General features: G+C 72.2%; 21 protein-coding genes. 11 read left to right on the top strand and 10 right to left on the bottom strand.

Annotated elements, in window-relative coordinates:
* Positions 1 to 148: 148 nt before the first annotated feature.
* The 3 genes from AMK11_RS06795 to AMK11_RS06785 all read left to right on the top strand — a co-directional run bounded on the left by AMK11_RS06795 (position 149) and on the right by AMK11_RS06785 (position 1,976).
* The gene (locus AMK11_RS06795; protein ID WP_073724264.1) at positions 149 to 1,114 is read left to right on the top strand and encodes a zinc-binding dehydrogenase; all 966 of its coding nucleotides are present in this window, start codon (positions 149 to 151) and stop codon (positions 1,112 to 1,114) included.
* 80 nt (positions 1,115 to 1,194) lie between these two features.
* Positions 1,195 to 1,404 carry an HTH domain-containing protein gene (locus AMK11_RS06790; protein ID WP_043383227.1) on the top strand — a complete coding sequence of 70 codons (210 nt, stop codon included), beginning with the start codon at positions 1,195 to 1,197 and terminating at the stop codon, positions 1,402 to 1,404.
* Positions 1,404 to 1,976: a Clp protease N-terminal domain-containing protein gene (locus AMK11_RS06785; protein ID WP_073724262.1), complete on the top strand. Its 573-nt coding sequence runs from the start codon at positions 1,404 to 1,406 to the stop codon at positions 1,974 to 1,976. Before AMK11_RS06790 ends, AMK11_RS06785 begins: the two co-directional genes overlap by 1 nt.
* A gap of 27 nt (positions 1,977 to 2,003) precedes the next feature.
* Here the strand turns inward: AMK11_RS06785 and AMK11_RS06780 are convergent, their stop codons facing one another.
* Together AMK11_RS06780 and AMK11_RS06775 are read right to left on the bottom strand one after the other, a co-directional pair.
* Positions 2,004 to 3,071: a PadR family transcriptional regulator gene (locus AMK11_RS06780; protein ID WP_073724260.1), complete on the bottom strand. Its 1,068-nt coding sequence runs from the start codon at positions 3,069 to 3,071 to the stop codon at positions 2,004 to 2,006.
* Position 3,072: 1 nt separating this feature from the next.
* Positions 3,073 to 4,029, bottom strand: a complete 957-nt coding sequence (locus AMK11_RS06775; RefSeq protein WP_158070970.1) for a DUF4097 family beta strand repeat-containing protein — start codon at positions 4,027 to 4,029, stop codon at positions 3,073 to 3,075.
* Between the two features lie 137 nt (positions 4,030 to 4,166).
* Between AMK11_RS06775 and AMK11_RS06770 the strand changes: the two genes are divergently transcribed.
* Entirely contained in the window at positions 4,167 to 4,976 is an 810-nt protein-coding gene (locus AMK11_RS06770; protein WP_073724256.1) for a hypothetical protein, read from the top strand.
* A 42-nt stretch (positions 4,977 to 5,018) separates the two neighbouring features.
* On the opposite strand, the gene AMK11_RS06765 is transcribed toward AMK11_RS06770, so the two are convergent.
* The 5 genes from AMK11_RS06765 to AMK11_RS06745 all read right to left on the bottom strand — a co-directional run bounded on the left by AMK11_RS06765 (position 5,019) and on the right by AMK11_RS06745 (position 12,101).
* On the bottom strand, positions 5,019 to 5,201 hold the full coding sequence (locus tag AMK11_RS06765; RefSeq protein WP_003961784.1) for a DUF6104 family protein: 183 nt from the start codon (positions 5,199 to 5,201) through the stop codon (positions 5,019 to 5,021).
* 105 nt (positions 5,202 to 5,306) lie between these two features.
* Positions 5,307 to 9,143 carry a multifunctional oxoglutarate decarboxylase/oxoglutarate dehydrogenase thiamine pyrophosphate-binding subunit/dihydrolipoyllysine-residue succinyltransferase subunit gene (locus AMK11_RS06760; protein ID WP_073725630.1) on the bottom strand — a complete coding sequence of 1,279 codons (3,837 nt, stop codon included), beginning with the start codon at positions 9,141 to 9,143 and terminating at the stop codon, positions 5,307 to 5,309.
* Positions 9,144 to 9,424: 281 nt separating this feature from the next.
* The gene (locus tag AMK11_RS06755; protein WP_073724254.1) at positions 9,425 to 10,549 is read right to left on the bottom strand and encodes a sensor histidine kinase; all 1,125 of its coding nucleotides are present in this window, start codon (positions 10,547 to 10,549) and stop codon (positions 9,425 to 9,427) included.
* Positions 10,546 to 11,286, bottom strand: a complete 741-nt coding sequence (locus AMK11_RS06750; protein WP_043380000.1) for a response regulator transcription factor — start codon at positions 11,284 to 11,286, stop codon at positions 10,546 to 10,548. The genes AMK11_RS06755 and AMK11_RS06750 overlap by 4 nt, the downstream gene beginning before the upstream one ends.
* Before the next feature lie 122 nt (positions 11,287 to 11,408).
* The gene (locus tag AMK11_RS06745) at positions 11,409 to 12,101 is read right to left on the bottom strand and encodes a spermidine synthase (protein ID WP_073724252.1); all 693 of its coding nucleotides are present in this window, start codon (positions 12,099 to 12,101) and stop codon (positions 11,409 to 11,411) included.
* Positions 12,102 to 12,264: 163 nt separating this feature from the next.
* Between AMK11_RS06745 and lon the strand changes: the two genes are divergently transcribed.
* Positions 12,265 to 14,688, top strand: coding sequence for an endopeptidase La (lon, locus tag AMK11_RS06740; RefSeq protein WP_073724250.1), 2,424 nt, complete (start codon positions 12,265 to 12,267; stop codon positions 14,686 to 14,688).
* Positions 14,689 to 14,760: 72 nt separating this feature from the next.
* Here lon and AMK11_RS06735 read toward each other — a convergent pair whose 3' ends face one another.
* A complete protein-coding gene (locus tag AMK11_RS06735; protein WP_073724248.1) occupies positions 14,761 to 15,588 on the bottom strand; it encodes a lysozyme in 828 nt (275 codons plus the stop codon).
* Between the two features lie 256 nt (positions 15,589 to 15,844).
* Between AMK11_RS06735 and AMK11_RS06730 the strand changes: the two genes are divergently transcribed.
* Positions 15,845 to 16,339: a MarR family winged helix-turn-helix transcriptional regulator gene (locus AMK11_RS06730; RefSeq protein ID WP_073724246.1), complete on the top strand. Its 495-nt coding sequence runs from the start codon at positions 15,845 to 15,847 to the stop codon at positions 16,337 to 16,339.
* 31 nt (positions 16,340 to 16,370) lie between these two features.
* Here AMK11_RS06730 and AMK11_RS06725 read toward each other — a convergent pair whose 3' ends face one another.
* Complete coding sequence (locus tag AMK11_RS06725) at positions 16,371 to 17,162, bottom strand: protein phosphatase 2C domain-containing protein (protein WP_073724244.1); 792 nt, start codon at positions 17,160 to 17,162, stop codon at positions 16,371 to 16,373.
* Between the two features lie 450 nt (positions 17,163 to 17,612).
* On the opposite strand from AMK11_RS06725, the gene AMK11_RS06720 reads away from it, so the two are divergent.
* The 5 genes from AMK11_RS06720 to AMK11_RS06700 are packed head-to-tail and all read left to right on the top strand — an operon-like array spanning position 17,613 to position 23,408.
* Positions 17,613 to 20,549 (top strand): sensor histidine kinase, encoded by a 2,937-nt coding sequence (locus AMK11_RS06720; RefSeq protein WP_073724243.1) that lies wholly within the window; start codon positions 17,613 to 17,615, stop codon positions 20,547 to 20,549.
* A complete protein-coding gene (locus tag AMK11_RS06715; RefSeq protein WP_073724241.1) occupies positions 20,546 to 21,049 on the top strand; it encodes a roadblock/LC7 domain-containing protein in 504 nt (167 codons plus the stop codon). Before AMK11_RS06720 ends, AMK11_RS06715 begins: the two co-directional genes overlap by 4 nt.
* Positions 21,046 to 21,489 carry a DUF742 domain-containing protein gene (locus AMK11_RS06710; RefSeq protein ID WP_073724239.1) on the top strand — a complete coding sequence of 148 codons (444 nt, stop codon included), beginning with the start codon at positions 21,046 to 21,048 and terminating at the stop codon, positions 21,487 to 21,489. Before AMK11_RS06715 ends, AMK11_RS06710 begins: the two co-directional genes overlap by 4 nt.
* Positions 21,470 to 22,111: a GTP-binding protein gene (locus AMK11_RS06705; RefSeq protein WP_073724237.1), complete on the top strand. Its 642-nt coding sequence runs from the start codon at positions 21,470 to 21,472 to the stop codon at positions 22,109 to 22,111. The genes AMK11_RS06710 and AMK11_RS06705 overlap by 20 nt, the downstream gene beginning before the upstream one ends.
* 34 nt (positions 22,112 to 22,145) lie before the next feature.
* Entirely contained in the window at positions 22,146 to 23,408 is a 1,263-nt protein-coding gene (locus AMK11_RS06700) for a styrene monooxygenase/indole monooxygenase family protein (protein ID WP_073724235.1), read from the top strand.
* Here AMK11_RS06700 and AMK11_RS06695 read toward each other — a convergent pair.
* Positions 23,372 to 24,529, bottom strand: coding sequence for a C40 family peptidase (locus AMK11_RS06695; protein WP_073724233.1), 1,158 nt, complete (start codon positions 24,527 to 24,529; stop codon positions 23,372 to 23,374). The genes AMK11_RS06700 and AMK11_RS06695 overlap by 37 nt on opposite strands.
* Between the last annotated feature and the right edge of the window lie 3 nt (positions 24,530 to 24,532).

Raw genomic sequence — 24,532 nt, 5'->3', positions numbered from 1 at the left:
CCTGGCGGACGGGGCCGTTCGCTTTTCGGGCTGGGCGGCGTCGGTGTGGCCGGGGGCTGCCCGCAGCCGGGGTGGCCGGCGGCAAGAGGGCGTGTGTCACACGGTGTCGTGGTTCCGGTCGGCGGGTGTGTTACCTATCGTCAAGGTCATGTTCGCTGTCTACGCCGCCCGAATCGACCGCGACCAGCCGCTGACCGGCCTGGAGTTGGGAGAGCGCCCGGCTCCCGAGGCCCGCCCCGGCTGGAGTGTCGTCGATGTCAGGGCCGCCTCCCTCAACCATCACGACCTGTGGTCCCTGCGCGGCGTCGGCCTCCCCGAGGACCGGCTCCCGATGATCCTCGGCTGCGACGCCGCCGGTGTCGACGAGGACGGCAACGAGGTCGTCCTGCACTCCGTGATCGGCCAGACCGGTCACGGCGTCGGCCCGAAGGAGCCCCGCTCGATCCTCACCGAGCGCTACCAGGGCACGTTCGCCGAGCGGGTCGCCGTGCCGACCTGGAACGTCCTGCCCAAGCCGAAGGAACTCTCCTTCGCGGAGGCCGCCTGTCTGCCGACCGCCTGGCTGACGGCGTACCGGATGCTGTTCACCAACGCCGGGGTGCGCCCCGGGGACTCCGTGCTGGTGCAGGGCGCCGGCGGCGGGGTCGCCACGGCCGCGATCGTGCTCGGCAAGGCGGCGGGGCTGCGGGTCTTCGCCACCAGCCGGGACGAGGCCAAGCGCAAGCGCGCCCTGGAGCTGGGCGCCATGGAGGCCGTGGAGACGGGCGCGCGGCTGCCGCAGCGGGTCGACGCCGTCATCGAGACCGTGGGTGCGGCCACCTGGTCCCACTCGGTGAAGTCGCTCAAGCCGGGCGGCACCCTGGTCATTTCCGGTGCCACCAGCGGCGACCGGCCCTCCCACGCCGAGCTGACCCGCATCTTCTTCCTGGAGCTCAAGGTCGTCGGTTCCACGATGGGCACCAAGGAGGAACTGGAGGACCTGCTCTCTTTCTGCGCCGCCACCGGTGTCCGTCCCGTCATCGACGAGGTGCTCCCGCTGGACCGGGCCCGCGAGGGATTCGAGCGGATGGCCTCCGGGGAGCAGTTCGGCAAGATCGTGCTCAGCGGCTCCTGACGCCTTCTCCAGGTGCCTCCCGCACCCGCGCCTTGTCAACCAGCATTGACAAGGCGCGGGCGTCAACCTATGTTGACTGCATGAGCGAAGCAACCGATCTCGCCGCGCGCGCGGGTGATCGCGATCCTCGGGTCGGGCTGCGGGCCGTCGCCGCACTGCGCAGGCTGCTGGAGCAGCTCGAGGCGGTGCAGGTGCGCGGCGCACGCAACCAGGGGTGGTCGTGGCAGGAGATCGCCACCGAACTCGGGGTCAGCAGGCAGGCCGTGCACAAGAAGTACGGGAGGCATTGATGTTCAATCGGTTCACGAAGGACGCCCGGGACGTGGTGCAGGAGGCGGTCCGGCACGCCGAGGAGGCGCGGGCGCAGACCGTCGGCCCCGAGCACCTGCTGCTGGCGCTGCTCGACCGGGAGGGCAGCTGCGGCTCCTTCGCGCTGCGGGCACTGGGGGTGCTCGGAGCCGGAGGGCGCGGTGACGCGGTGCGGCAGGCGCTGGCGGAGGCCCGGCGCCGTGCCGGACTGTCGCAGGCCGAGGCCGACGCGCTCGCCGGGCTCGGGATCGACGTCTCCGAGATCGTCGCCCGGGTGGAGGAGACCCACGGCGTCGGCGCGATGTCCGGTGACCGGAAGGACCGGCGCTGGTGGTCCGGACACCGCAGCTTCGGCAAGGGCGCCAAGGAGGCGCTGGAGCAGGCCCTCCGGGTCGCCGTCGACCGGCGCGACCGGTGGATCGGGGACGAGCACATCCTCCTCGCCCTGACCGTCCGCCCCGGTGTGCCCGCCGAGGTGCTCGCCGACCACGGAGTGACGTACGAGTCGCTGACCAGGGTGCTGGGCGGCGACTCGGGGGAGGCCTGCGCCTGACGGAAGCGGCTCCGCGGCCCCCGGGGCTCAGGGCTTGGGGGCCCGCAGTATCGCTCCGATGTGAGCCGCGGCTGCCGACAGGTGCCGGCGTGACTCGCGGAGCTGGTCGGCCGTGACCCCGTGGTCCCGGGCCGCGTCCCGGATGTCGTCCCGGAAGCGGTCGAGCAGCCGGTCCAGGTCACGGGCGGGATCGCCGGTGGACTCCGCGGTGTCCTCGTGGGCCCAGGCGGGCTCGTAACCGGCCGGGAAGTCCTCGGGCGTGGCGGAGTACTCGGCCCGGTGCCCGGACGTGGCGTCGTCGGAGCGGCCGAAGCCCCAGTCCCGGCCGAACTCCTTCCCGAAGTCCTTGCCGAAGTCTCCGACCTCCTTGGCCAGTTCGCTGAGTCCCTCGCGCAGCCCCGTCGGCCAGTCGCCCCGTGCGAAGTGGTCCTGCACCTGTTCCTGGACCCGCTGGGCGATGCGCTGCACTTCCTCCTGCGCCTGCGTCCGGGCCCGCTCCTGGGCCTCCTTGGCCTGGCGCCGGGCCCGCTGGGCCTCCTCGCGGGCGCGGCGGCTCTCGTCCTTGGCGCGGCGGGCCTGCTCCTTCCACTCCTGCTTGACGCGCCGCATCTCCTCCTTGGCCGCGCGCCAGGCCTCCTTGTCGTCGGCGCCCGCGGTGCCGGTGGCGAAGGAGTCCCCCTCGCCCTGCGCACCGGAGCCGGTGCCCCGGCGTGCCGCGCCGGCCGCGGCGCGCATCTCCCGGCGCAGGTCACCCGCGGCACCGCGGACGTCGGCCCGGATCTCGGCGGCGAGCTCGGCGACCGACTCGCGGATCTCCAGCTCCAGGTCGGCCAGTTCACCGCTGCGGTCGGACAACTCGGCACGGCCGGCGTCCGTGATGGCGTACACCTTGCGTCCGCCCTCGGTGGTGTGGGTGACCAGGCCCTCGGCCTCCAGCTTGGCCAGGCGCGGGTACACCGTGCCCGCCGACGGCGCGTACAGGCCCTGGAAGCGCTCCTCGAGGAGGCGGATCACCTCGTAGCCGTGGCGCGGTGCCTCGTCCAGGAGCTTGAGGAGGTAGAGGCGGAGGCGGCCGTGCGCGAAGACGGGGGGCATGTCAGAGCACCTTCTTGTCGGTCGTGCTGTCGGCCGGGGCGCCGGTGGCGCCGTGGTCCCGGCCGGAAGCGGAATTGTCCCCCGAGTCGTCCTGCCCGTCGCCCACCGGGCCGGAAGCCGGACCCGGCGCATCGTCCTCCCACGGCGCCTCCTCCGTCGCCGGGCGGCGCAGCAGGGCGATCGAGCCGGAGACCGTGGTGGCCTTCAGCCGGCCGTTGCCCGCGCCGAGCCGGCCGGTGATCCGCTTGGCGCCCCACTGGCCGGTCACCCGCAGGTCCTCGAAGGCGTTGGAGACGGAGCCGCTCGCCGTGTTGGCCTCCACCTTCGCGTCGGCCGGCTGCGGCAGCCGGATGGCGATCTCGCCCGAGACGCTGTTCAGGCTGATGTCGGTCGGCCCGCCCGTCGTGTCCAGGTCGACGACCATCGAACCGCTCACCGAGTCGGCCCGCACGGAGGAACCCGCCTCCACCACCGTGAGGTCCCCGGAGACCGAATTGAAGCGCAGGTCGCCGGAGAGGGCCTGCGCCTCCACGTTCCCCGAGACGGTGTCGGCGCGGACCGGGCCCGTGAGGCTCACCAGCGTGGTGTCCCCGAAGACGCCCTTCACCTCGGCGCGGCCCGCCAGCCCCGAGACGACGGCCGCCGCACCGACCACCCCGACCTCCACGCGGGTGCTGGTCGGAACGGCGAGGGAGACCACCGCGTTGCGGCGCCAGCCCTTGCGGTCGAGCCATTTGAGGAAGCCCTTCCAGGGCAGGTCCTCGTAGGCCACGGTGAGCACGCCGTCCTGCTGGGTCACGATCAGGGGTGGCCCCTCGATCTCGGAGACCTCCAGGCGGGCGGAACCCTCGTCCGTGCCCACGACGTTCACTGTTCCATGGACGATGCGTACCTGGAGCTCGCTGACGGACTCGTCGAAGGTGAGCTTCCTGGGCTCCGCGACGGACCACTCGGACATGGTGCAGACCTCCTCGACCGAACGCGGCATATCGCGTCCTTCACTATTCACGATATATCGCGGGCACGGAAAGTCAAGACACTCGTTCCGGTGATGCGTGACCGGCCGACGATGGGGATTTGACTTAGTTTGTGAGCATGTCGACAGAAGAGTTCGCCCCCGACTCCGCCGTCGGCCCCGGCGCCCTGCTCCTGTGCCGCGCCGGTCCGGACTCCGTTGCCGCCGTCGCCCCGCTGCTGGGCGAACGCATGCCACTGGTCCCGGCCGGCGAGCGATGGAGCGTGCTCGTCCCGGAGGGCGGGCCCTGGCGGCACGGCGGCGAACCGGTCGACCGCGTGGTCACCGGCTGGGCCGCGGCGCTCGCCGTCGGCGCCGACTGGCCCGTACTGGCCCTGTGGTGGGACGCCGACCGGGCCGGCTACACCCTCGCGTCGGGCTTCCGCCGCCCCGTCGGCTACGTGTGGCTCGCGGACGGCACCCCGGCCGGCGAGGAGGAGGCCATGCGCACGTTCGCCGTCCGGCTCGGGCTGGACCCCGTTCTTGACCTCCAGGCGCTGGACGGACTGACCCGCCGGGACCGCGAGGCCGACGCGCTCGCCAGGCTGCGGGGACTGCTGGCGGTGCTCACGCGCGCGGGGATCACTCTCCCCGCCGGGCTCGGCCCCGGTGAAGGCGCGGACCGCCTCGGAACGGCCGCCGGCGTCCTGCCCGGCTCCCGGCGGACCGAGGCCCCCGGGCGCCGTCCGACCGCCGACGAGAGCCGCCTCGCCGCCTGGATGCCCTGGGTGGGCGGCCCCGGAGCCCGCGCCCTGGCGCAGATGGCGGCCGGTCTGCCGCTCACCTTCTGGGGCCTGCGGCGCCGCAGCGGCGGCTGGACCACCGCGGGGGCACTGCTGCTCGCGCACGGCGCGCTCGGGACGGCGTACGGCCTCTCCAGGCGCTCCTGACGGCATCCCGGGGCGCCGTCGGCCCGTAAGGGCTGTGCGTGCCTACTCGTCCTCGTCCTCGTCGTCCAGCCGCGCCAGCCACGTGGCCAGCCGCTCCACCGGCACTTCGAAGTCCGGGTTCAGGTCGACGAAGGTCCGCAGCTGCTCGGCGAGCCACTCGAAGGTGACCTCCTCCTCGCCGCGCCGCTTCTCCAGCTCCTCGATGCCACGGTCGGTGAAGTACATGCCGTCAAGGATAAGTGCAGGCAAAGGGCCGGGCCGCACCCCCGAAGAGGAGATGCGGCCCGGCCCGGACGCGCCGCGCGGCGGTGTCGCGCCGCCGCGGGGGAGCTACGCCTCGAACACCTCACGCACCAGCTGCTCCTGCTCGGCCTGGTGCCGCTTGGCGGAACCGACGGCCGGGGACGAGCCGTGCGGGCGCGAGATGCGGCGCAGGCGCTCGCCGTGCGGGACGTCGGCGCCGACCGCCAGGTCCAGGTGGTCGATCAGGTTGAGCGCGATGAACGGCCAGGCACCCTGGTTCGCCGGCTCCTCCTGGGCCCACAGGTACTTCTCGGCGTTCGGGTACTTGGCGATCTCCGCCTGGAGCTCGGCACCCGGCAGCGGGTACAGGCGCTCGATGCGGATGATGGCCGTGTCCGTCAGACCGCGCTTCTTCCGCTCGGCGTCGAGGTCGTAGTAGACCTTGCCGGCGGTGAAGACGACCTTCTTGACGGCGGCCGGGTCGACCGAGTCGTCGCCGATGACCGGGCGGAACTGGCCCGTCGTGAACTCCTCCGCCTTCGAGGCCGCGGCCTTCAGGCGCAGCATCGACTTCGGGGTGAAGACCACCAGCGGCTTGTGGTGCGGGTTGTGCACCTGCCACCGCAGGAGGTGGAAGTAGTTCGACGGCAGGGTCGGCATCGCGACCGTCATGTTGTTCTGCGCGCAGAGCTGGAGGAAGCGCTCGATACGGGCCGAGGAGTGGTCCGGGCCCTGGCCCTCGTAGCCGTGCGGCAGCAGGAGGGTGACGCCGGAGGTCTGGGCCCACTTCTGCTCGGCCGACGAGATGAACTCGTCCACGACCGTCTGCGCGCCGTTGACGAAGTCGCCGAACTGCGCCTCCCACATCACCAGCGCGTCCGGGCGGGCCAGCGAGTAGCCGTACTCGAAGCCCATCACCGCGTACTCGGAGAGCAGGGAGTTGTAGACGTTGTACCGGGCCTGGTCCTCGGACAGGTACAGCAGCGGCGTGAACTCGTCGCCCGTCTCACGGTCGATGACGACCGCATGGCGCTGCCCGAAGGTGCCGCGCTGCGAGTCCTGGCCGGACAGCCGGACCGGGACGCCGTCCAGGAGCAGCGAGCCGACGGCCAGGGTCTCGCCCATGCCCCAGTCGATCGTGCCGTCCTCGACCATCGCCGCGCGGCGCTGCAACTGCGGCAGCAGACGCGGGTGCACGGTGATGTGGTCGGGGATGTTGACCTGGGACTCGGCGATCCGCTTGACGGTCTCCGCGGTGATCGCGGTGTTCACGGACACCGGGAACTCCGCCTGCGGGTCCGAGGGCTCCGAGGCGGCCGGCTGCGAGACGGCCTCGCGGACCTCGGTGAAGACCTTCTCCAGCTGGCCCTGGTAGTCCTGCAGCGCCTGCTCGGCCTCCTCCAGGGTGATGTCGCCGCGACCGATGAGGGACTCGGTGTACAGCTTGCGCACCGAGCGCTTCTTGTCGATCAGGTCGTACATCAGCGGCTGGGTGAAGGCCGGGTTGTCGGTCTCGTTGTGACCGCGGCGGCGGTAGCAGATGAGGTCGATCACCACGTCCTTGTTGAACGCCTGGCGGAACTCGAAGGCGAGCCGCGCCACCCGGACGCAGGCCTCCGGGTCGTCGCCGTTCACGTGGAAGATCGGGGCCTCGATCATGCGGGCCACGTCGGTGGCGTACATCGAGGAGCGCGAGGACTCCGGGGCGGCGGTGAAGCCGACCTGGTTGTTGATGACGACGTGGACCGTGCCGCCGGTGCGGTAGCCGCGCAGCTGCGACATGTTCAGGGTCTCGGCCACCACGCCCTGGCCCGCGAAGGCCGCGTCGCCGTGGATCGCCACCGGCAGGACGGTGAAGTCCGTGCCGCCCTTGTTGATGATGTCCTGCTTGGCGCGCGAGACGCCCTCCAGGACCGGGTCGACCGCCTCCAGGTGCGAGGGGTTGGCGACCAGCGAGACCGCGATCTGCTCGCCGTCCAGGCCGGTGAAGGTGCCCTCGGCGCCCAGGTGGTACTTCACGTCGCCGGAGCCGTGCATCGACTTCGGGTCGAGGTTGCCCTCGAACTCGCGGAAGATTTGCGCGTACGACTTGCCGACCACGTTGGCCAGGACGTTCAGCCGGCCGCGGTGGGCCATGCCGATGACGACCTCGTCCAGGCGGGACTCGGCCGCCGAGTCGATGACCGCGTCCAGCAGCGGGATGACGGACTCGCCGCCCTCCAGGGAGAACCGCTTCTGGCCGACGTACTTCGTCTGCAGGAAGGTCTCGAAGGCCTCCGCCGCGTTCAGGCGGCGCAGGATGCGCAGCTGCTCCTCGCGCTCCGGCTTGGTGTGCGAGCGCTCGATGCGGTCCTGGATCCACTTGCGCTGCTTCGGGTCCTGGATGTGCATGAACTCGACGCCGGTGGTGCGGCAGTACGAGTCGCGCAGCACGCCGAGGATGTCGCGCAGCTTCATCAGGGACTTGCCGGCGAAGCCGCCGACCGCGAACTCGCGCTCCAGGTCCCACAGGGTGAGCCCGTGCTCGGTGATGTCCAGGTCGGGGTGCTTGCGCTGCTGGTACTCCAGCGGGTCGGTGTCGGCCATGACGTGGCCGCGGACCCGGTAGGAGTGGATCAGCTCGAAGACGCGGGCGGCCTTGGTGACGTCGTCGTCGTGCGAGGCGTCGATGTCCTTGAGCCAGCGGACCGGCTCGTAGGGGATGCGCAGCGCCTTGAAGATCTCGTCGTAGAAGCCGTTCTCGCCGAGGAGCAGGTTGGCGACCTGGCGCAGGAACTCGCCGGAGGCGGCGCCCTGGATGACCCGGTGGTCGTAGGTCGACGTGAGCGTCATGACCTTCGAGATGCCGAGCTTGTTCAGGGTGTCCTGGGAGGTGCCCTGGAACTCCGCCGGGTAGTCCATGGAGCCGACGCCCATGATGACCGACTGGCCGGGCATCAGGCGCGGCACGGAGTGGACGGTGCCGAGGCCGCCGGGGTTGGTCAGCGAGACGGTGACGCCGGAGAAGTCGTCCATCGTCAGCTTGTTGTCGCGGGCGCGGCGGACGATGTCCTCGTAGGCCTGCCAGAACTCGAAGAAGTTCATGGTCTCGGCCTTCTTGATCGCCGCGACGACCAGCTGGCGGTCGCCGTTGGGCTTGACCAGGTCGATGGCGAGGCCGAGGTTGACGTGCGCCGGCTTGACGAGGGTCGGCTTGCCGTCCTTCTCGCCGAACGAGTGGTTCATCGCCGGCATGGCCTTGATGGCCTGCACCATCGCGTAGCCGATCAGGTGCGTGAAGGAGATCTTCCCGCCCCGGGCGCGCTTGAGGTGGTTGTTGATGACGATGCGGTTGTCGAACAGCAGCTTCACCGGGACCGCGCGCACGGACGTGGCCGTGGGCAGCTCCAGCGAGGCGTTCATGTTCTTCGCGACCGCGGCGGCGGGGCCGCGCAGGGTCACCGTCTCCGGACCCTCGGGCGCCGAGCCGGCGTCCTTGGCGGGCGCGGCGGCCTTGGCCTGCGGCTTGGCGGCCGCGGGCTTGGCCGGGGCGGCGGGCTTCGCGGCCGGGGCGGCCGGAGCCGCGGGGGCGGCAGCGGCGGGCTGCGCGGCCTGCTTCGCGGGGGCCGCCTGCTGGGGCGCCGCCTGCGGCTGGGCCGGGGCGGGCGCCTGCGCCTGCGGCGCGGGGGAGGCCTGGGGGGTGCTGCCGGAGTCCGTGGCCGCGGTGCCGGAGGCGGACTGGGCAGCGGCCGCTCCGGGCTTGTAGTCGGCGAAGAAGTCCCACCAGGCTCGGTCCACGGAGTTCGGGTCCTGGAGGTACTGCTGATAGATCTCGTCGACGAGCCATTCGTTGGCACCGAAGGCGGCCGCGGGGTTCTTGCCCGCGTTGCCCGCTTGGTCGGTGTCGGTCGAGATGCTCGAGTTACTGGGGGACTGTGGCGACACGGCGAGAACCGCCCTCTTCCGCTTCACAAGATGGTGGACAGCGGGAATCAAGGCTACGCCTCCCCGACCCGGAAGGTCAGACCGGGCCCGTTCATCGTCGCGTAAGTCACATCGCAGACTGCGTTTCGGCGCTGGAAATGGCGGGAAACAAGCGAGGTTCCGTTGCGTGCGGGAAGGGGAGACCGCGACCCGGCGCCGGGAAAACGCGGGCCTGTGCCTGATCACACGTGTCCGTCTGCGCGGACGCCAGTGGATCTTGGCGCTCCGCTTCGAACCCTACGTCAACTCGGAGCCGTCGGCAGGCCCGGAAGAGTGATGAGAATCCGGCAGCCCCGCTCGGATTCGGCCACGCCGATCCGGCCGCCGTGCAGATCCACCGCCCAGCGCGCGATCGCCAGGCCCAGCCCGGTGCCGCCGTCGCTGCCCGGACCGTGCGGCCGGGACACCGAACCCCGGTTGAACCGTTCGAACACCCGGCGCCACTCCGAGCGCGGAATGCCGGGCCCCTCGTCGAGGACCTCCAGCTCCAGCGACTCGGGAAACTCGCCGCGCCGCGCCCTGACCGTCACCCGGCCGTGCGGCGGACTGTGCTTCACGGCGTTGTCGATGAGGTTGGCGACGACCTGGTGGATGCGCTCCGGGTCGGCGTGCACGGTGAGGTCGGACGGGAAGACGTCGAGCGCCAGGTGCACGTCGGTGCGGGTGTGGCTGCCGGAGCCGGAGGCGATGCCCGCGCGCGCGGAGGCGACCATGTTGGCCTCCTTCAGCACGCCCGAGAGGTACGGCCACACCTCGAAGCGCCGCTTGCGCAGCGGTACGACGCCGTTGTCCAGGCGGGAGAGGTCCAGCAGCGTCTCCACCAGCCGGCCGAGCCGCTCCGTCTGCCCGAGCGCCGTGCGCATCGTCTCCGGATCGGCCTCGGTGACCCCGTCGACGATGTTCTCCAGCACCGCGCGCAGGCCCGCGATGGGGGTGCGCAGCTCGTGCGAGACGTTCGCGACCAGCTCCTTGCGCTGGAGGTCCTGGGCCTCCAGGTCGTCGGCCATGCGGTTGATGGTGACGGCCAGGTCGCCCAGCTCGTCGCGGCGGTTCTCGCGCACCCGGCGGGTGTAGTCGCCGTGCGAGATGGACCGGGCCACGGCGTTCATCTCGTCCAGCGGCGCGGTCAGCGAGTGCGCCACGAACTGCGTGATCAGCAGTGTGGCGATCATCGAGAAGACCGTGATGAAGCGCAGCTCCGTCTTGGTGTGCACCGCGATCACCGACAGCCCGGTGGTGATCAGCACCGACGTGACGACCAGCGCGCCCAGCTTGGTCTTGATCGAGAACGGGCGTACGCCGCCCCAGGGTTCCCCGGTTCTCCGGGGGCCGGGGCTCCTCCGTGCGGCATCCCGCCCTCGGCTCATGGCGTCGGCGTCTCCAGCGCGTACCCCACGCCGTGCACCGTACGGATGCGCTCGGCGCCGATCTTGCGGCGCAGTGCCTTGATGTGGCTGTCGACGGTCCGGGTGCCGGAGGCGTCCGCCCAGTCCCAGACCTCGGCCAGCAGCTGCTCGCGGGAGAGCACCGCGCGGGGCGTGTTCGCCAGGCAGACCAGCAGGTCGAACTCGGTGGGCGTGAGGTGCACGTCCTCACTGCGCACCCGCACCCGGCGCTGCGCGTGGTCGATCTCCAGTTCGCCGAGGCGCAGGATGCCGCTGCGCGGCGTGGAGGCGGCCACCACGGCCCGCTCCACCCGGCGCAGCAGCACGTGCACGCGCGCGGCCAGCTCGCGCATGGAGAACGGCTTGGTCATGTAGTCGTCGGCGCCCACGCCGAGGCCGACCAGCATGTCCGTCTCGTCGTCCCGCGCGGTGAGCATCAGCACCGGCACCGGCCGCTGGGCCTGCACGCGCCGGCAGACCTCCAGGCCGTCGAAGCCGGGCAGCATGATGTCGAGGATCAGCAGGTCGGGCTGCCAGGCCTCGGCCGTGTCGACCGCGGCCGGCCCGTCGCCCGCCGTTTGCACCAGGAACCCCTCGGCGCGCAGGCGGGTCGCGATGGCGTCGACGATCGTCTGGTCGTCCTCGACCACCAGCACCCGGCGCTGAGCGCCCTGGGTCGCCGTCGCCGTGCCGTTGTGGGAGGTCTGTGTCTGCTCCATCGCCCGCCCCTGAGGTGTGCTTACCGGAATCAGTGGGGTGATCCCTCGTCTGCGCATGACTGCGATTGACGCTTGAATGACCGCGTCAGGGCAGCAGCGTACGGGGATCGGCCGCGCCTTTGCTATCCAGGCCCGACGGCGAGGTGGACGACGTCCGGAACGCCCCGGGCAACCGGGATCTCTTCGGTACGCACCTGCTGGAACCCGGCATTACGCAAGGTTTCTTCGAATTCCGGAGAGGGCTGGGCGGACCATACGGCGAGCACCCCGCCGGGCCTCAACGCCCTTGCGCAGCCCGCCAGTCCGGCCGGCGCGTACAGCCCGTCGTTGTCCTCGGTGACGGTCCAGCCGGGCCCGTTGTCGATGTCGAGGCAGAGCGCGTCATACGTGTCGGAAGTCTCATTGACGTAACGGACCAGATCCGATTCGACGACCTCCGCGCGGGGGTCGGCCAGCGCCTCGGCGGACAGCTCCGCGAGGGGGCCGCCCCGGTGCCAGTCGATGACGGCGCGCTCGCGCTCGACGACCGCGATCCGGCCCCACCGAGGGTCCGCGGCCGCGTGTGCGAGCGAGAAGCCGACGCCGAGACCGCCGATGAGCAGGTGCGGCGCGGGCCGCCCGCCGGAGACGGTGAGCGCCTCGGCCGCCGCGTCGACCAGTCGCCGCTCCGAGCGCCCGTCGGAGGTGTCCATCAGGAAGCAGCCGTTCGCGATGATCTGCAGCAGCGCCCCGTGCCGGCGCAGGACGACCTCACCGTGCGGGCCCTCGCGGCGGTCCAGCACTTCGGGGGCGTCGTGGGAAGAAGTGAGGGGCATCGGCCCATCCTGGCAAAGGAATGCCGGGCGGTTCCACGGTGCTCTCCCGGAAGGCGGGTCGCCGTGGAGATTGATCGCTCAGAGCGAACAGCCCTTGGGGAACATTCCGGGACTCCCTTTCATTGAGTCGATGTAACTCAACTTGACTGCCGAAGGGGAGATCATGGCTGCTGAGTCCAATGCCTTCACACCGCTCACCCTGCCCGTGCTGCCGCTCGACGACGAAGTGGTGCTCCCCGGGATGGTCGTCCCCCTGGACCTGAGCGACGCCGAGGTACGGGCCGCGGTGGAGGCCGCCCAGGCCGCCGCGAGGTCCGAGCCCGGCAAGCCTCGCGTCCTGCTCGTCCCACGCGTCGACGGCACCTACGCCAGGACCGGCGTCCTGGGCACCGTCGAGCAGGTCGGCCGCCTCGCCGACGGCGACCCGGGCGCCCTGATCCGCGGCCGGCACCGGGTGAGCATCGGCGCCGGCACCACCGGTCCCGGCGCCGCCCTGTGGGTCGAGGGCACCCGCGTCGACGAGACCGTTCCCGAGCCCCTGCCCGGCCAGGTCGCCGAGCTGGTGAAGGAGTACAAGGCGCTGGCCACCGCCTGGCTGCGCAAGCGCGGCGCCTGGCAGGTCGTGGACCGCGTCCAGGCCATCGAGGACGTCTCCGCGCTCGCCGACAACTCCGGCTACTCGCCCTTCCTCACCACCGAGCAGAAGGTCGAGCTGCTGGAGACGGCCGACCCGGTCGAGCGCCTGCGGCTCGCCACCCGGCAGCTGCGCGACCACCTCGCCGAGCAGGACGTCGCCGAGACCATCGCCAAGGACGTCCAGGAGGGCGTCGACAAGCAGCAGCGGGAGTTCCTGCTGCGGCGCCAGCTCGAAGCCGTGCGCAAGGAACTGCGCGAGATCAACGGCGAGCAGGAGGGCGAGGAGTCCGACGACTACCGCGCCCGCGTCGAGGCCGCCGACCTGCCCGAGAAGGTCCGCGAGGCCGCGCTCAAGGAGGTCGACAAGCTGGAGCGCTCCTCCGACCAGTCGCCCGAGGGCTCCTGGATCCGCACCTGGCTCGACACGGTCCTGGAGATGCCGTGGAACGAGCGCACGGAGGACGCGTACGACATCCAGGGCGCCCGGGCGGTGCTCGACGCCGAGCACGCGGGCCTTCAGGACGTGAAGGAGCGGATCACCGAGTACCTGGCGGTGCGCAAGCGGCGCGGCGACCGGGGCCTCGGCGTCGTCGGCGGACGGCGCGGCGGTGCCGTACTGGCCCTGGTCGGCCCGCCCGGTGTCGGCAAGACGTCCCTGGGCGAGTCGGTCGCCCACGCGATGGGCCGCGAGTTCGTCCGCGTCGCCCTCGGCGGCGTCCGCGACGAGGCCGAGATCCGCGGCCACCGGCGTACGTACGTCGGCGCGCTGCCCGGCCGCATCGTGCGGGCGATCAAGGAGGCCGGGTCGATGAACCCGGTCGTCCTCCTCGACGAGATCGACAAGGTCGGCTCCGACTTCCGGGGCGACCCGGCCGCCGCCCTGCTCGAAGTGCTCGACCCCGCGCAGAACCACACCTTCCGGGACCACTACCTGGAGGTCGAGCTGGACCTGTCCGACGTGGTCTTCCTCGCCACCGCCAACGTCCTGGAGGCCATCCCCGAGGCCCTGCTCGACCGCATGGAGCTGGTCCGCCTCGACGGCTACACCGAGGACGAGAAGGTCGTCATCGCCCGCGACCACCTGCTCCCGCGCCAGCTGGAGCGGGCCGGACTCGACGGGGACGAGGTGAAGGTCGACGAGGGCGCGCTGCGCAAGCTGGCCGGCGAGTACACCCGCGAGGCGGGCGTGCGCACCCTGGAGCGGTCCATCGCCCGGCTGCTGCGCAAGGTCGCCGCCCAGCACGAACTGGGGGAGCGGGAGCTGCCCTTCACGGTCACCGAGGACGACCTGCGCGCCCTGATCGGCCGGCCGCACCACGTGCCCGAGTCCGCCCAGGACCCGGCCGAGCGCCGCACCTCGGTGCCGGGCGTGGCCACGGGTCTCGCGGTCACCGGCGCGGGCGGCGACGTCCTGTACGTCGAGGCGTCGCTGGCCGACCCGGAGACGGGCGCGGCCGGTCTCACCCTCACGGGCCAGCTGGGCGACGTGATGAAGGAGTCGGCGCAGATCGCGCTGAGCTTCCTGCGCAGCCGGGGTGCCGAGCTGGAGCTGCCGGTGGCCGACCTGAAGGACCGGGGCGTGCACATCCACTTCCCGGCGGGCGCGGTCCCCAAGGACGGGCCGAGCGCGGGCATCACGATGACCACGGCGCTGGCCTCGCTGCTCTCCGGGCGGCTGGTCCGCACGGACGTGGCGATGACCGGCGAGGTCTCGCTGACCGGCCGGGTGCTGCCGATCGGCGGGGTCAAGCAGAAGCTGCTCGCGGCGCACCGGGCGGGCGTCACCACGGTGATCATCCCCAAGCGCAACGAGCCCGACCTGGACGACGTCCCGGCCGAGGTGCTGGACAAGCTCGACGTCCACGCGGTCACCGACGTCCGGCAGGTCCTGGAGCTGGCCCTCGCACCGGCGACGAATGGTGCCGAGCGGGAGGTTCCGGTCGCGGCGTGACGGACGTGAACCGGAGCACGAAGACCCGGGTCCCGTGAGGGGCCCGGGCCTTCCCCGTACGCACCGGGGGCGTCAGCCGTTCGCGAGCGCCCGGACCCGGTCCAGGGCCCCGTTGAACTTGTTGTGGTCCCCGACCGTCGGCCCGGACGACGTGTACTGCCACATCGTGTAGTACGGCCAGCCCGCCGGCAGCGTCCCCACCGTCGAGGCGTACCGGGCGATCCACAGCGGGTTGTTCGCCGCGAAGCCGCCGTAGTTGCCGGTGCACTGGGTCCACCAGCTGGTGGCCGTGTAGATCACGGCGTCGCGGCCGGTGCGGGCCTTGTAGGTGTTCAGGAAGTCGCGGATCCAGGAGACCATCTGGCTCTGCGTCTTGCCGTAGCAGGTGGCCCCGTACGGGTTCCACTCGATGTCCAGCGCGCCCGGCAGCGTCTTGCCGTCGCGGGACCAGCCGCCGCCGTTGTCCACGAAGAAGTTGGCCTGGGCGGCGCCGCTGGTCGTGTCCGGCGTGGCGAAGTGGTACGCCCCGCGGATCATGCCGACGTTGTACGAGCCGTTGTACTGCTGGGCGAAGTAGGGGTTCTCGTAGTACGTCCCCTCGGTGGCCTTGACGTAGGCCCACTTGACCCCGCTGTTCCACAGGGTCGACCAGGCGACGTTGCCCTGGTGGCTGGAGACGTCCACGCCCTCCGTCTGGACGGCGCGGCCGGGGACGGGCGTGCCGTGCTGGCCGTCGTGCTCCACGACGCCCATGCCCATGTGGGCGGAGCCGCGCGGCGGCGTGTCGGCGGCCGACGCGGAGTGGGCGGGGACGGTGAACAGCAGGGAGAACGCGGCGAGCAGAGTCCCGGTGACGGCGAAGCGCCGCCCGCGGGCCGATCCCGATCTGTGCACGAGCATGACGTGCCTCCGATGGCTCGGTGGTGCTCGGTGGGGGATGCGCGGGTGGGGAGAGACCGTGCGAGGCGTACGCGCCGGGCTGGCGTGCGCATGCCATTCGCCGGTCCCGGAGGGAACGCTACGCACGTAGAACGCCGGGTGGAAGAGGGGTCGGGAGCTGCCGTTGGTCTAAGCCTGCGAAATACTTGCCGAGCTGCGGCGATGGCGCCTTGTGGCGGAAACTTTCAGGACCGGGAAAATCGAGGCAGGGGCTGACGTGCACGAGGACGGGAACGGCGACGGTCGCGGAGTCGAATCCGCGGTGTCCGGCAGTGGTGTGAACCAACCGGAGTTCCTGGCGCTGGAGCGGGAGTTGACCGTCCTGCTGCGGCGGGCCCGCGCCAACCAGGGCGAGATGGCCCGCGAGGTCCACCCCGACCTGGAGTCGTCCGCGTACGGCCTCCTCGTGCGGCTCGGCGAGTGCGGGGGGCAGCGGGCCACGGAACTCGCCGCCTACATCGGCGTCGGCAAGGCGACGATGTCCCGCCAGCTGCGCGCCCTGGAGGAACTCGGCCTCGTCGCCCGCGAACCCGACCCCGCGGACGGCCGCGCCTGGCTGGTCACCCTGACTCAGGAGGGCCAGGACCGCGTCGGCCGGGTCCGGGATGCCCGCCGTGCCCGGTACGCCCGCCGGCTCGCCGGCTGGGACCCGCGCGAGGTGACCGAACTGGCCCGGCTGCTGCACGAACTGAACCGGGGGATGGAGAAGTAGCGGCGCGGGGCGGGGCCGGCCTCCGGCGCGGTCACAACTCGGCGTACACCACCGTCGCGTCGTCGTGCGTCTTGCTGCGGCCCAGGAACGAACGGGCCCCCGCCGCGTCGGCGCGCTCCAGCTCCCGCACCCGGTCCACCAGCGCCTGGGCGCCCTGCTTGCGCACCAGCGTCAGGCAGTCCGCCCAGTCGCCCTCCCGGAACTTCTCCACCCACCGTCCGGCCCCGTCCGTCAGCGCCGCCAGCGTCCGCACCCCGCCCCGCGGCAGTGTCCCCGTCACCGCCCGCGCCGCCACCGACGGGTCGGCCGCGGCCGTGAAGAAGCCGCCCTCCTTGTTGCGGTAATGGGCGTCCACCAGCGCGTCCGTGGCGAGGGCCGAGCGGGGCAGCCGGGCCAGCCGGTCGTCCAGGACGGCCGTGACCGTGCCGTCGGGCGCCTCCACCAGCAGGGCGGAGTCGGACAGGACCAGGTACTCGACCGACGCGGGGGACCAGCGGGCGACGACCACGGTTGCCTGTGGCGTGCGGGGGTGAGAAAGCTCACAGGTTTCCGCGTGTGCCGCCGAGGTACGCGCGATGGCGCGGGCCAGGGCGTCGTCGAGGGGAACATCCGGCATTGAAACGGTCAGTTCGGTCAGCGCACCACCGAGGCGCGCGGTGAACCAGGGCACGGAATGCAGGCATCCGGTCTCACCCCGCGGTGGTGTCACGCCGTCCAGCACGACGAGCGAGCCACCCTGTCCCGAGGCCGGTAGTCCGACGCTCGCGAAGTCCTCGTTGGGGTGGTCGGCGAGTCCGGGTTCCGAGGCGAGTTCCGTGCGCATCCGGCCAGTCTGCACGACCCCTTCACAGCGTCCGCAAAAGGCTGGCACCTTCCCCGAGTTCTCCCGGAATCGGCGCGGTGACGCAGGTCAGGCGCCGCTTTTGGGGTGGAATTCGGCACTCCGGCAACGCGTGGCGGCACATAGTGCCACCGCGCGTCCCAGACGTCCAACCGGCGCGCCGCGCGGGCGAGTCGCACGAGCCGGGGGAACTTGCCCACCAACTCCCGTCCGGGGTTCACTCCTTCGGGTGGCGGGTCGGATGATGCGCGCCCACCACCCACCGGCACTGGGAAGGTCGGGGACCGGTGGCGGGCCTGCCCTGCTCACGCGGTGCCCCCGTCCGACGCGCAGCCGGCGGCCGGGGAGCGGCCCGGAGCGTGGTGGAGGATGCACGCGCCGGCCGGCCAGTTGACGGAGCGCCACCCGCGCCCACGGGTACACGAGTCAGGAATGCGAGCACCGGTGCAGAAGACGCGGCCTCGTCGCACAGACAAGCAGACGGCCCCCGCGGGGAGCGCGGAGCGCACCCCCGGCACCTCCACCCCGGCGCCGCCGGCGGTCCCCGTCGGCAAGGGCCGCCCCACCCACGTACGCAACCGGCTCATCGTCGCCGTGGCGGTCGTGGCCGCCGCCGTCGCCGGAGCCGGAGCCCCGTCGGTCGTGGCCGCCTCCGGGCAGCTGCACGACTCCCAGGAACTGGTGACGCTCGCCGAGCGGACCCAGGGCGCGCTGACCCTCGCCCACTCCCTCGCCGACGAACGCGACGAGGTCACCCCCTACATCGCCGCCGGCCGTCCCAAGTCCAAGGCACCCTCCGAGCAGCGCAGCGCCCGCGTCGACCGGCAGGTCGAGGAGCTGCGCGCCGACACCGACACGCCCGCCTCCCTGCGCGAGGACCTGGACGCCATCGCCGCCCTGCGCCGGGCCGCCCTCACCGGCAAGAGCACCGCCCTCGAAGCGCACGAGGCGTACTCGGAGGCGATCACCGAACTGCACGCCCTGGCCGAGGAACTGGCCGAGCGGATGCCGCCCCGCGCCGGGGCCGGGGCGTACGCCCTCGCCGAGCTGGACACCGCCGTCCAGCAGGCCTCCGCCACCCGCGGACTGCTGCTCGCCGCCCTGAACGTGCCGAGCACCACCGAGACCGTCATCGACCCGATCACCGGGCTGCCGACGGAGACGACCACCTCCTCGGACGCCGACGCCGAGCAGCGCGACGCGCTCGCCGCCGCCGCCCAGCAGGCCCGGGTGCGCTCCGACGCCGCCCTCGCCGACTTCCGCGAGGGCGCGCCCAAGGAGGCGCGGGACCGCTTCGACGCCACCGTCACCGGCCCCGAGATCAACTCCGCCGACAAGTACCTCGCCGGTCTCACCGACGAGCCGACGCTCTCCGACGACGACCTGGAGACCAGCACCAAGCGGCTCGACGCCGCGCTCTCCGCGCGCGTCGACGCCATGCGCGGCGCCGAGTCCGCCCTCTACGAGAAGCGCGTCACCGACCTGGAGAAGCTGCGCGACGACGACGTCACCGCGCTGGAGATCCGGATCGCCGCCCTCGCCGCCCTGCTCCTGGTCGCCGTGGGCATCGCCACCGCCATGGCCCGCACCCTCACCCGCCCGCTGTCGGTGTTGCGCCGCGGCTCGGCCCGGCTGGCGGGCGCCGAGGACCCGACGGCCGAGGAGGCCGTCGCCTTCACCGGCCGCGACGACGAGTTCGCGCAGGTCGTCCGCTCCGTCAACGCCCTGCACGCGCACGCCGTCACCCTCGCCGAGCGCGTCAACACCCTGGAGTCGGACCGCAAGCACCTCGTCGGCCAGCGGCAGAAGATGGCCGACGCCCGCGAGGGACTGCGCGCCGAACTCGACCGTTCCGCCGCCCAGCTGGACGTCGTCCGCAAGAGCATCGGCTCCACCTTCGTGAACCTGGCGCTGCGCACCCTCGGCCTGGTCGAGCGGCAACTCGCCGTCATCGAGAGCCTGGAGGAGCGCGAGCAGGACCCGGACCGCCTGGCCACCCTGTTCAAGCTCGACCACTTCGCCACCGTCATGCGCCGGCACAGCGAGAACCTCCTCGTCCTCGCCGGCACCGAGCACGTCCAGCACAGCGCCTCACCGGTGCCGCTGGTCGACGTGGTCCGGGCCGCGGTCAGCGAGATCGAGCGGTACGAGCGGGTCCGCATCGCCGCGCTGCCGCCGCACGCGCACGTGGCCGGCTTCGCCGCCGACGACCTCTCCCACCTGCTGGCCGAGCTGATGGAGAACGCCACCTCCTTCTCGCCGCCGGACCTGCCCGTCGAGGTCTCCGGCTGGCTGCTGGAGAACGGCGAGGTGATGCTCTCCGTCCAGGACGAGGGCATCGGCATGGCCACCGAACGCCTCCAGCGCCTCAACGCCCGCCTCACCGACTTCGACCCGGACGCGCCCTACGACCAGGAGGGCGACGAGGGTCTCGGCCTCGGCCTGTACGTGGTCGCCCGGCTCGCCCACCGGCACGCGGCGCGGGTGCGGCTGCGGGAGCAGAAGCAGGGCGGTGTGGCGGCCGTCGTGGTGCTCCCGGGTCCGCTGCTCGCGGCGGCCCCGCCGGCGGCGCTGGCACCGAGCGTGCCGATGACCGACACGGGGTCCTTCTCGCTGCCGGGCGCCGACGCGGAGGCCAACTCCAACGTCCTGCACGGGCGCGCGGAGAAGGGCGCGCACAAGGACGCGGACCCACTGGTCGCGTCGGCGGAGCAGGCCGTACGGCGGGCGGAGGCCGACGCGGACGCCGTCGCGGCGGACGCGGCGGACGAGGCGGAGGCCGCCGGGGAGCCGCAGCACACGGAGCCGACATCGGTTCGGGAGACGGCCACGGAACCGGAGACCGCGCCCGCCCCGGGCCACGACCTCCCCGACGACTCCACGATGGCCCTGCTGATCCCGGCCCAGACGCGCCCCCAGGACCACGACCGGCACCAGGCCCGGACACCGGAGCCGGAACCGGAGCCCGAGCCGGAACCGGAGCCCACGCGCGCCCCGGACCCGGAGTCCGCGCCCGACCCGTACGCCATCGGCCCCGAGGCCCACGACCGCACGCCGGACGAGGGCCCGTCGAGTACCGGTGAGGACGCCGGCGGCGAACCCGCCGAGCCCGTCACCGCCAAGGGGCTGCCCAAGCGGACCCCGAATCTCACCACCCCCGCCGCGGCACCGAAGCCGCGCACCTCGGGTTCCGTGGACGCCGAGGCACTCCGCCGTCGCCTGGGAGGGTTCCGCCGCGGTGCGGAGGCCGGCCGGCGCGACGTCGAGGCGGAGATCGCCGACCGGACGGAGCAGCACGAGGCGCCGTCCGCCGCAGCGGGGACAACCGAAGAAGCCACGGGGGGCACTGTCGAGGAGGCAAGCAGTTGACCGCGCCCAGTACCTTCGGACTGAGCAGTGAAGCCCGCAATCTCCACTGGCTGCTGACCAACCTCGTCGAGGAGGTCCCCGGCATCCAATCGGTCGCCGTGGTCTCCTCCGACGGCCTGCTGCTCCTCTCCTCCGACCAGGAGCGGAACGACGCGGCCCGCGAGGCACAGGCCGTGCGCCGCGCCGGACCGCGCGGCTCCGCCGCCGACCTCGCCACGGTCGTCTCCGGCGTCGGCAGCCTCACCATCGGCGCCGCCCGGCTGATGGACTACGGCAACGTGAAGCACACGATGGTCGCCATGGACGAGGGCAGTCTCTTCGTGATGTCGATCAGCGACGGCTCGCTGCTCGGCGTGCACGGCTCCGCGGACTGCGACATGAGCGTCGTCGCGTACCACATGGCGCTCTTCGTCGGCCGCGCCGGCCACGTGCTGACCCCCGAACTCCGCAGCGAGCTGCGGCAGTCCCTGGAGTCCGAGTCGACGGGGAGTCTCCGATGAGCAGCACCCCCAAGAAGAACGGCCGGGGAAACCTCCCCGTACGCGGCGCCGACCGCAAGCCCGCCCGTGTACGCCCCTACTCGCTCACCGGCGGCCGTACCCGCTTCGGCCACGTCCTGCTCGTCGAGACGTTCGTCGGCGCCACCGCCGGCACCGCCGCGCTCGAAGCCGCCGAGGAGCGCAAGGAACTGACGAACGGCAGCCTCACCTCCCGCGTGATGCCGGAGATGCGGGCCATCGTCGAACTGTGCCGCCGTATGCGTACGGTGGCCGAGATCGCCGCGCTGCTGAAGATGCCGCTCGGCGTGGTCCGCGTCCTCATCAGCGACCTGGCGGACCAGGGAAAGATCCGTGTGTACGGCACCGGAACCGGCCACGGAACGGGCCGTCCGGACCGCGCTCTGCTCGAAAGGGTGCTCAGTGGACTCCGTCGTCTCTGACGCCGCCGCCTCCGGCGTCTCCCCGCTCGTCGACCCGGACGAGACCATGCAGCCCTGGCAGACGGACCGCACGCGCGCGCCCATAGCCACCAAGATCGTGGTGGCCGGCGGGTTCGGCGTCGGCAAGACCACCCTGGTCACCGCCGTCTCGGAGATCACGCCCCTGCAGACCGAGGCGCTGATGACCGAGGCGAGCGAGGAGACCGACGACCTCACCGCCACGCCGGGCAAGCTGACCACCACCGTGGCCATGGACTTCGGCCGCATCACGCTCGACGACGACCTGGTGCTCTACCTGTTCGGCACGCCGGGCCAGCAGCGGTTCTGGTTCATGTGGGACGACCTGGTGCGCGGCGCGATCGGCGCCGTCGTCCTGGCCGACACCCGCCGCCTGAAGGACTGCTTCCCGGCCCTGGACTACTTCGAGAGCTGCGGACTGCCGTACGTCGTCGCGGTGAACCACTTCGACGGCAGCGAGCTGTTCGAGGCGGAGGACGTGCGGGAGGCGTTGACGATCCCGGCGCACATACCTGTAATGATCATGGATGCGCGCCGCCGGATCTCGGCCATCGAGACCCTCTTGTCCCTCGTGGGCCACGCGCTCGACGAAACCCCCGAGTAGTCCCCCGAGCTGTCCCCTTAGGAGCGTCCCCCGCATGCGGAAGATACTCGTCGTCGGAGCCGGCCAGTCCGGTCTCCAGCTCGCCCTCGGCCTGCAGTCGCACGGCTACGAGGTCACCCTGATGTCCAACCGGACCGCGGACGAGATCCGCACCGGCCGGGTCATGTCGACGCAGTGCATGTTCCACACGGCACTCCAGCACGAGCGCGATCTCCAGCTGAACTTCTGGGAGTCCCAGGCCCCGAAGATCGAAGGACTCGGCGTCTCGGTGGCGGCCCCCGGCTCCTTCGACCCGGGCCCCTCGCAGCGCGCCATCGACTGGCTGGGCCGCCTCGACGGCATCGCGCAGTCCGTCGACCAGCGGGTGAAGATGGCCGGCTGGATGGAGACCTTCGCCCAGCGCGGCGGCCAGCTCGTCATCCACGGCGCGGCCGTCGGCGACCTGGACTACTTCTCCCGTGCCTACGACCTCGTCCTGGTCTCGGCGGGCAAGGGCGAGCTGGTCCAGATGTTCGGCCGCGACGCGGAGAGGTCCCCGTACAGCGAGCCGCAGCGCGCCCTCGCCGTCGCCTACGTGCACGGGATGGGCCCGCGTCCGGAGCACCCGGAGACGGAGGCGGTCCGCTGCAACCTGGTCCCGGGCGTCGGCGAGATGTTCATCATGCCGACCCTCACCACCTCGGGCCGCGCCGACATCCTGTTCTGGGAGGGCATACCCGGCGGCCCGCTGGACGCCTTCAAGGACGTCAAGGACCCCTCGGAGCACCTCTCCCTGACCCTGGAACTCATGGAGAAGTTCCTCCCGTGGGAGTACGCGCGGGCCACCAAGGTCGAACTGACCGACGCCGGCGGCACCCTCGCCGGCCGCTACGCCCCCACCGTCCGCAACCCGGTCGGCCGCCTCCCCGGCGGCGGTGCGGTCCTCGGCGTCGCCGACGTGGTCGTCGCCAACGACCCGATCACCGGCCAGGGCTCCAACTCCGCCTCCAAGTGCGCCGCCTCCTACCTCGCGTCGATCATCGAGCACGGCGACAAGGAGTTCGACGAGGCCTGGATGCAGCAGGCCTTCGACCGCTACTGGGAGACGGCCCAGCACGTCACCAAGTGGACGAACACCATGCTCGCCCCGCCGCCCGAGCACGTCCTGAACCTGATCGGCGCCGGCATGCAGCTCCAGCCCGTCGCCGACCGCTTCGCCAACGGCTTCAACGACCCGGCCGACTTCGAGAACTTCTTCTACGACCCCGCGAAGACCGAGGGCTACCTGATGGAGGTCTCGGGCGCCGCGGGCGCGTAGGCGTCGGCGTACCCCTCGTCGGACCCGTCCGTCGCCCCCTCGGGGAGCCTCGGTGGCGTGTACCGCCGCAGCGGCTCCCCGCCGGGATCGGGCCGTACGGCGCCCAGCACCGGGTTGGCCGCGATCGGTGACACCTTGACCTCGGCGCCGGGGCGCGGTGCCTGGACGACCATGCCGTCGCCGAGGTACATCGCCACATGGGTGGCCTCGGGGAAGTACACGACCAGGTCACCGGGGCGCAGCTCGTCCAGCGGCACGCGCTCCAGCCGCGCCCACTGCTCCTGGCTGGTCCGCGGGATCGGCGTCCCGGCCCGCTGCCAGGCCACGGAGGTCAGTCCCGAGCAGTCGTAGGCCGCCGGGCCCTCCGCGCCCCACTCGTACGGCTTGCCGAGCTGCTCCACCGCGAAGCGCACCGCCCGCTCGCCCCCGGCCGACGGCTTGGCGTCGTCGCCGAGCGCGCCGGACGCCAGGAACCGCTCCTGCTCCTCGGCGATCCCGCTCTCCTCCAGCTCCGCCAGCGCGGCCAGTTCCTCCGGGGTGAGCGAGGCGAGCAGCTCCTCCACGGCGCGCAGCCGCTCGCGCACGTCGTCGCGCTGCTCCTCCTGGCTCTCGGCGAGGGCGACCTGCCGGTCCAGGGCCTGACGCGAGCGGCGGGCCAGCTCCTCGGCCTTCTTCTCCGCGCCGGTCAGACGGCCCACGGTCTCGACCCGCTCCCGGGCCAGCCGGCCGATCACCCGGCCCTGGTCGAGCGCGTGCTGCGGGTCGCGGGCCAGCAGCAGGCGCAGGTACGGGGAGAGGTTGCCGCTGTTCTGGTACTGCTGCCGGGCCAGCCGCCCGGCCGCGCCACGGCTGTCGTGCAGGGACAGACGCGTCCGCGCCAGTTCGGCGTCCAGCCGCCGCACCTCCGCGCGCTGCTTCTTCAAGCGCTCCTCGGTGCCGTTGTAGGTCTCGGTGGCCTTCTCCGCCTCCCGGTACAGCCGCTGAAGATCCGTCAGCAGCCCTGCCACGGAACGGTCCTCGGCCGCGCCGGGCGCGGGTTCGGCCGCGGCGGGCCCGGGCGCGAGCACGATCCCGGCCGCCACCGCGGCCGTACACACCAGACGCAGAAGCCTTCCTGACACGCC

Origin of the sequence: Streptomyces sp. CB02414 (assembly GCF_001905385.1) — a bacterium.
Taxonomy (GTDB): Bacteria; Actinomycetota; Actinomycetes; order Streptomycetales; family Streptomycetaceae; genus Streptomyces.
The sequence above is the reverse complement of the archived record's forward strand: the minus strand, read 5'-3'. Positions and strand labels throughout refer to the sequence as shown.